Raw genomic sequence first — 7,135 nt, 5'->3', positions numbered from 1 at the left:
CCCCGTCAAGCAGACCGTTCGCCAACCCCCCGCCGCCGAGCGCGTCTACGCGCACGTCAAGCAGGCCGTGCTGGAGCGCCGTTACGAGGGCGGCATGCTGCTCACCGAGGGCGAGCTGGCCGAGGCCGTCGGCGTCTCCCGCACGCCCGTGCGGGAGGCCCTGCTCCGGCTGGAGGCCGAGGGCCTGATCCGGCTCTACCCGAAGAAGGGCGCGCTCGTGCTGCCCGTCTCGGCGCAGGAGATCGCCGACGTGGTGGAGACCCGGCTGCTGGTCGAGCAGCACGCGGTGCGCAAGGCGGTACCGGTCCCGGCGGCGCTCGTCGGACGGCTGGAGGAGCTGCTGGCCGAGCAGCGCGCCCGAGCGGAGTCCGGGGATCTGGCCGCGGTCGCCGCCGCCGACCGCTGCTTCCACGCCGCCATCGTCGAGCACACCGGCAACCAGATCCTCACCCGCCTCTACGACCAGCTCCGGGACCGCCAGCTGCGGATGGGCGTCGCCGTGATGCACGCGCACCCCGACCGGATCGCCAAGAACATCACCGAGCACGCGGGCATCCTGCGCGCCCTGCGGGACGGGAACGCGGAAGCGGCGGCGGACGCCGTGGGCCGGCACGTGGGCCGGGTCAGCCATCTGGTGCGCGGCGAGGACGCGGACGCGCTGGACGCGTACGCGGTGGCGCAGGACGGTGAGCGGTGAGCGCAGGCTCCACACCGTCCTCCCCCTCGCCGCCGCCTCCGCCGCCTCCGCCGTCCGGCCCCGGCATACCCGGGCCGTCCGCGGACCCGCCGGGCGGCGCCCGCGCGCTGTGGGTCTGGGGCATCGGCGTCGCCGTCTACTTCATCGCGATCACCTACCGCACCAGCCTCGGCGTGGCGGGCATCGACGCCACCCACCGGTTCGACATCAACGCCTCCGCGCTGTCCACGTTCTCCCTGCTGCAACTGCTCGTCTACGCGGGCATGCAGATCCCCGTCGGCCTGCTGGTCGACCGGTGGGGGACGAAGCGGATCCTGCTGCTGGGCGTCGTGCTGTTCACAGCGGGCCAGTTCGGATTCGCGCTCTCCGGCTCGTACGCCATGGCGCTGGGCTCCCGCGCGCTGCTCGGCTGCGGCGACGCCATGACGTTCATCTCGGTGCTGCGGCTGGGCAGCCGCTGGTTCCCGGCGCGGCGCGGGCCGATGATCGCGCAGGTGGCGGCGCTGATGGGGATGGCGGGCAACCTGGTGACGACCCTCGTGCTCGCCCGGGTCCTGGACACCTTCGGCTGGACGCCCACCTTCGCAGGCAGCGCGCTGGGCGGACTGGCGGTGCTGCTGCTGGTGGTCTTCTGCCTCAAGGACCACCCGGAGGGGCACGAGCCGCAGCGCGAGACCCGTGCCGGGCGCGGCTATGTGCGCAGCCAGATCACCGCGGCGTGGCGGGAGCCCGGCACCCGGCTGGGCATGTGGGTGCACTTCACCAGCCAGTTCCCCGGCATGGTCTTCCTGCTGCTGTGGGGTATGCCGTTCCTGGTCGAGGCCCAGGGGCTGGGCCGGGGCACGGCGGGCGAGCTGCTGACGCTGGTCGTCGTCTCGAACATGGCCTGCGGGCTGGTCTACGGCCAGATCATCGCCCGGCACCGCGCGGCCCGCGCGCCGCTGGTGCTCGGCACGGTGCTGGCGACGGCCCTCGCGTGGGCGGCCGCGGTGTTCTGGCCGGGCCCCGGGCACACCCCGATGGCGATGCTGGTGGTGCTGTGCGTGGTGCTCGGCGCCTGCGGCCCGGCATCCATGGTCGGCTTCGACTTCTCGCGTCCGGCGAACCCGCCGGAGCGGCAGGGCACCGCCTCCGGGATCGTCAACATGGGCGGTTTCACGGCGTCGATGACCACGCTGCTGGCGGTGGGCGTGCTGCTGGACCTCACCGGCGACAACTACCGCGTGGCCTTCGCGTCGGTCTTCGTCCTCCAGGCGCTGGGCGTCACCCAGATCGCCCGGCTGCGCGGCAGGGCCGTACGCCGCGAGCGCGAACGCGTCGTCGCCAGCCGGGTGGAGGCGGTGCATGTGCCCGTCTGAGACGGGTGCCGCGTCCCCCCGGCGCGCCGTAGGTCACGGTGTGACCGCGAAGTGCTCCAGGATCGCCGTGCCCAGCTTCTGGTCCCCCTCCACCTTCACCCGCTCGGCAACGGCGTCGAGGCGCACGCGTCCGCACGCAAGCCGCAGATAGGTATCCCAGTCCAGCGACAGGGTGACCGCAGGACCGAGCGAGGGGCTGCCGTCCACCGAACCCTTCCCGTCGGCGTCGACGCGGACGGTCCGCATGAACTCCAGGGGGCCGCCCACATCGATCACGACGGCCGTGTTCGCGGGCGCCTCCGCGTCCTTGGCGACGACCTTCGGCAGCCCGGCGAGCAGGACGTCCCGCGCGACGTGCGCGCCCGCGGAGTCGATATTGCCCGGCTTGCCCAGCGCCCGGCGCAGATCCTGCTCGTGCACCCAGGTGTCGAAGGCGCGGATCATCAGCTGGCGCTCCAGCGTCACCTTCTTCGGTCCGAACGGCACGACGTTCGGCACCTCGTCGTCGGGCGCGCGCTTCTCGTCGCGGAGCTGGCGAGAGCGGCGGATGACCGTGTACTCCAGCTCGCTGGTCATCTCCGGCCCGGTGTGGTGCCGCCGCACATCGACCTGGATCTCCATATGGCGGCTCACCTCGTCCCGTACGTGGTAGATGTCGCGGGGGAGGGTGTGGATCGGACGCGGGTCCCCGAGCAACTCGCACTCAAGGCCGATCAGGTGGGAGACGACATCCCGCACCGACCACCCCGGGCACTCGGTGGGCCGGTTCCACTCCCCTTCGGTGAGCGGCGTCACCAGCTCGGATATCGCTTCCATGGACTGCGTCCAGGCGTCAACATAGGGCTGAAGGCTTGGGTGGTCGGTCACGGGACCCCTCGGCGGTGCGGACGGTTCACGGGCTGGATGCTCTCAAGTCTGGGTGCTCTCAAGTTACGCTGCGCTCGGGCACCCCGGCAGTGCTTTGGAGACGATGCTAGGCCCAAAAGCCCCCTCGAACGCATGGACGCTGGTACCGTTCGCGCGCCGGGGCGGGCCGGGCCCGGCCCGCCCCGGAGTGGCACTCTGGACACATGAACGACTCGGCGTCCACTCCGCCCGCCACTCCCCCTGCGTCTCCCCGGTCGCACGCCCGGCCGCCCGCGCGCCGCCCCCGCGTCCGTGCGCCCGAGCTGACCGGCAGGGGCGGCTGGCTGAACACCGGGGGCGAGGCCCTCACCCTCGGCGCCCTGCGCGGCAAGTGCGTGATCCTCGACTTCTGGACCTTCTGCTGCGTCAACTGCCTGCACGTCCTGGACGAGCTGCGCGAGCTGGAGGAGCGGCACCGGGACACCACGGTCGTCGTCGGCGTGCACTCCCCGAAGTTCGTCCACGAGGCCGAGCACTCCGCCGTCGTGGACGCGGTCGAGCGCTACGGCGTCGAGCACCCGGTGCTCGACGACCCCGACCTGGCCACCTGGAAGCAGTACGCCGTACGCGCCTGGCCCACGCTCGTCGTGATCGACCCGGAGGGCTATGTCGTCGCGCAGCACGCGGGGGAGGGCCATGTGCACGCGATCGAACGGCTGGTCGGCGAGCTGGAGGCCGAGCACGCGGCCAAGGGCACCCTCCGGCGCGGCGACGGCCTGGGGGCGCCCCCGGCGGTAGCGGGGGGAGCTCCGCCGGAGCCGGCCGCCACCAGCCTCCGCTTCCCCGGCAAGGCGCTGGCGCTGCCCGACGGCGGCTATCTCGTCTCCGACACCACCCGGCACCGGCTGGTGGAGCTGGCGGCGGACGGCGAGACGCCCGTACGCCGCATCGGCAGCGGCGAGCGCGGCCTGGCCGACGGCGGCCCGGACAGCGCCCGGTTCAACGAGCCCCAGGGCCTCACCCTGCTGCCCGGCGGCCGGCACGCGCTGGTCGCCGACACCGTCAACCACGCCCTGCGCCGCGTCGACCTGGAGACCGGCGAGGTGGTGACCGCGGCGGGCACCGGCGCCCAGTGGTGGCAGGGCGCCCCCGACGAGGGCCGGGCGCGCGAGGTCGCGCTCTCCTCCCCCTGGGACGTGGCGTGGTTCGAGGGGCGCGTGTGGATCGCCATGGCCGGGGTGCACCAGCTGTGGACATACGACCCGGAGGCGGACACCGTACGGGCGGCGGCCGGCACGACCAACGAGGGGCTGGTCGACGGCCCGGCCCCGCAGGCGTGGTTCGCGCAGCCCTCGGGGCTGGCCGTCACCCCCGGGCGCCTCTGGATCGCCGACTCGGAGACCAGCGCGCTGCGCTGGCTCGCCCGGACCGACAGCACCGACGGCACCGACGGCACCGACGGCACCGACGACTTCACGGTCCACACCGCCGTCGGCACCGGGCTCTTCGACTTCGGCCACCGGGACGGCCCCGCCGAGCAGGCCCTCTTCCAGCACCCGCTGGGCGTCACCGCGCTCCCCGACGGCTCGGTGGCGGTCTCCGACACCTACAACCACGCGCTGCGCCGCTACCACCCCGGCACCGGGGAGGTCACCACGCTCGCCACCGACCTGCGCGAGCCGTCCGGCGCCGTGCCGGCCCCGGACGGCGACGGCACGGACATCGTGGTCGTCGAGTCGGCACGCCACCGGCTCACCCGGCTGCGGCTGCCGGACGAGGCGGTGCGGGTCGCCGCCGCGGCGCACCGCACCCAGCGCGCCGCGACGGACGTCGCCCCCGGTGACCTCCGGCTGGACGTCGTCTTCCAGCCCCCGCCCGGCCAGAAGCTCGACGACCGGTACGGCCCCTCCACCCGGCTGGTCGTCAGCGCCACCCCGCCCGAACTCCTCGCGGACGGCGCGGGCGAGGGCACCGAGCTGAGCCGCCAGGTGCGGATCGCGGAGCGGGCCGGGGCCACCGAGGGGGTGCTGCATGTCTCCGCGATGGCGGCGTCCTGCGACGAGGCCGACGCGAGCGAGTACCCGGCCTGCCATGTGCACCAGCAGGACTGGGGCGTCCCCGTCCGCGTCAGCCCGTCCGGCGCCTCCCGGCTCCCCCTGGTCCTGGCGGGCCTGGACGGCTAGTGCCGGTGGCCGGAAAGGTCTGCCGTCGGCTTCACGCGCCCAGGAAGGACGTCAGGCAGCCCGTCAGCAGGGCGGGGTCGGCCGTGCCGCACAGCTCGCGCGCCGAGTGCATGGAGAGGATGGCGACGCCGATGTCCACCGTCGTGATGCCGTGCCGGGCCGCGGTGATGGGCCCGATGGTGGTCCCGCACGGGACGTCGTTGTTGGACACGAACGTCTGCCAGGGCACCCCGGCCCGCTCGCACGCGGCGGCGAAGACGGCCCGGCCGCTGCCGTCGGTGGAGTAGCGCTGGTTGACGTTGACCTTGAGGATCGGGCCGCCGCCCGCCATCGGGTGGTGGTCGGGGTCGTGCCGCTCGGCGTAGTTGGGGTGCACGGCGTGCCCGGTGTCGGCGGAGAAGCAGACCGTTCCGGCGTACGCCCGCATCCGGTCCTCGTACGACCCGCCGCGGGCGTGGACCGAGCGCCCCAGCACATCGCCGAGCAGCGGGCCCTGGGCCCCGGTGTCGGACTGGCTGCCGTTCTCCTCGTGGTCGAAGGCGGCGAGCACCGGAACGTACGGGACCTCGGCGCTCTGGCCCGCGACGGCCGTGAGCGCGGTCACCCCGGCGTGCACGGACAGCAGGTTGTCCATCCGCGGCCCGGCGATGAGCTCGCGGTCCCGGCCCAGATACGCGGGCGGCTCCACGCTGTGCACCATCAGGTCCCAGCCCGCGACCTCCTCGCCGGGGACCCCCGCCTCCTCGCCGACGAACCGGATCAGGTCGCCCTCGCGGGGCTCGCCGAGCCCCCAGACCGGCGTCATATGGCGCTGCCGGTTGAGCTTCAGCCCTTCGTTGGCCTGCCGGTCCAGATGGATGGCCAACTGCGGCACCCGCAGCAGCGGGCGGTCCACATGGACGAGGCGGGTCGTGCCGTCCCGGAGCGTCAGCCGCCCGCTGAGCCCGAGGTCCCGGTCGAGCCAGGTGTTGAGCAGCGTCCCGCCGTAGATCTCGACCGCGATCTGCCGCCAGCCCTGCGCGCCGGTGTCGGGGCGCGGCTTCACCCGCAGGTTCGGCGAGTCCGTGTGCGCCCCCACGATGCGGAACGGCGTGGCCGGCGTCGCACCCTCCGGGACGTACCAGGCGATCAGCGCGCCGCCGCGCACGACGTACCGGCCGCCGGTCCCGGAGTCCCAGCCGTCCGTCTCGGCGAGCCGGCGGAAGCCGGCCCGGTCCAGCCGTGCCGCGGCGTTCGCCACGGCGTGGTACGGCGAGGGCGAGGCGCTGAGGAAGGACATCAGGTCGTCGGCGTGGGCCCGGTGCGCGTGAGCGGCGTCGTTCATGGAACTCACTGTATCCAGGGCCCTCCCCGGCGACGCCGCGGAGATCCAGCAGAAGGGCCCTGCACCAGCGCCGTGACCGGCGCTAGCCGACGCGGGTGTAGGTGAGGGGCGGGGTGCCGTCGGCGTTCTCGCGGCGGAGCTTGTCGCCGGCCGGGACCAGGGTGGTGGCCTGCCCGGCCGAGCAGGACGTCTCGGGGCCCACCGTCACCTCGGTGGCCTTCAGCTCGACGGCGTCCCCGGTGACGGACGCCAGCTCCGCCTGGAAGACGCAGTGGTAGGAGGAGCCGTCGGCGGTGAGGGTCATCGCCGTCTCGCCGGGCTTCGCCTGCTGGATCACCATTCGCCGGGTGTCGTTCGGCTTGCCCGGCAGATGGCTGGTCCAGGTGCCCAGGAACCGGTCCGGGATCCCGTCCCCGGCGCCCGCGGAGGGCGAGTCGGAGGGCGAGTCGGAGGGGGAGGGCGGAGCGGACGGCGAGTCCGACTCCTCGCGCCCGGAGCCCCCCTTGGTCTGTGCAACGGAGCTCTTGTCCCCCTCGTTCCCGCCGTCGTCCTGCGTACTGGGCATGCGCGCCCTGGTGCTCTACAACGCCTCCGTGCAGGACGACATCCTCGTCAAGGAACAGTCCGGCGAGGACGCCTCCGCGGCGAAGCGCCTCAAAGACCTGCTGCTGCCCATCGTCAAGGGCTACAGATCGGAGAATTCCGACGAGCAGCTGGCGCAGTCCCT

The 7,135-nt window shown here is 73.6% G+C and carries 6 protein-coding genes; 3 read left to right on the top strand and 3 right to left on the bottom strand.

All coding sequences use genetic code 11. From position 1 onward, the window contains the following. Together G5C65_RS27580 and G5C65_RS27575 are read left to right on the top strand one after the other, a co-directional pair. Positions 1 to 697, top strand: a 697-nt coding sequence (locus tag G5C65_RS27580) for a GntR family transcriptional regulator (RefSeq protein WP_241266099.1), incomplete at its 5' end; no start/stop codon positions are given. Positions 698 to 762: 65 nt separating this feature from the next. Beyond that, positions 763 to 2,055: an MFS transporter gene (locus G5C65_RS27575; protein WP_165301732.1), complete on the top strand. Its 1,293-nt coding sequence runs from the start codon at positions 763 to 765 to the stop codon at positions 2,053 to 2,055. Positions 2,056 to 2,088: 33 nt separating this feature from the next. On the opposite strand, the gene G5C65_RS27570 is transcribed toward G5C65_RS27575, so the two are convergent. Then, positions 2,089 to 2,922: a maleylpyruvate isomerase family mycothiol-dependent enzyme gene (locus G5C65_RS27570; protein WP_165301731.1), complete on the bottom strand. Its 834-nt coding sequence runs from the start codon at positions 2,920 to 2,922 to the stop codon at positions 2,089 to 2,091. A gap of 203 nt (positions 2,923 to 3,125) precedes the next feature. On the opposite strand from G5C65_RS27570, the gene G5C65_RS27565 reads away from it, so the two are divergent. Further along, positions 3,126 to 5,084, top strand: coding sequence for a thioredoxin-like domain-containing protein (locus G5C65_RS27565; protein ID WP_165301730.1), 1,959 nt, complete (start codon positions 3,126 to 3,128; stop codon positions 5,082 to 5,084). 31 nt (positions 5,085 to 5,115) lie between these two features. Here the strand turns inward: G5C65_RS27565 and G5C65_RS27560 are convergent, their stop codons facing one another. Next, positions 5,116 to 6,408: a M18 family aminopeptidase gene (locus tag G5C65_RS27560; RefSeq protein ID WP_165301729.1), complete on the bottom strand. Its 1,293-nt coding sequence runs from the start codon at positions 6,406 to 6,408 to the stop codon at positions 5,116 to 5,118. A gap of 82 nt (positions 6,409 to 6,490) precedes the next feature. Next, a complete protein-coding gene (locus G5C65_RS27555) occupies positions 6,491 to 6,973 on the bottom strand; it encodes a hypothetical protein (RefSeq protein WP_165301728.1) in 483 nt (160 codons plus the stop codon). Positions 6,974 to 7,135: the final 162 nt, after the last annotated feature.

Origin of the sequence: Streptomyces boncukensis, from assembly GCF_011045075.1 — a bacterium.
Classification (GTDB): domain Bacteria; phylum Actinomycetota; class Actinomycetes; order Streptomycetales; family Streptomycetaceae; genus Streptomyces; species Streptomyces boncukensis.
Note: the sequence above shows the minus strand (reverse complement) of the source record. Positions and strands in the feature narration are given on the sequence as shown.

Bases quoted from the DNA above. Each gene is read 5' to 3' on its own strand.
- G5C65_RS27565 (WP_165301730.1), top strand. From the start codon at position 3,126: ATGAACGACTCGGCGTCCACTCCGCCCGCCACTCCCCCTGCGTCTCCC.
- G5C65_RS27555 (WP_165301728.1), bottom strand. From the start codon at position 6,973: ATGCCCAGTACGCAGGACGACGGCGGGAACGAGGGGGACAAGAGCTCC.
- G5C65_RS27560 (WP_165301729.1), bottom strand. From the start codon at position 6,408: ATGAACGACGCCGCTCACGCGCACCGGGCCCACGCCGACGACCTGATG.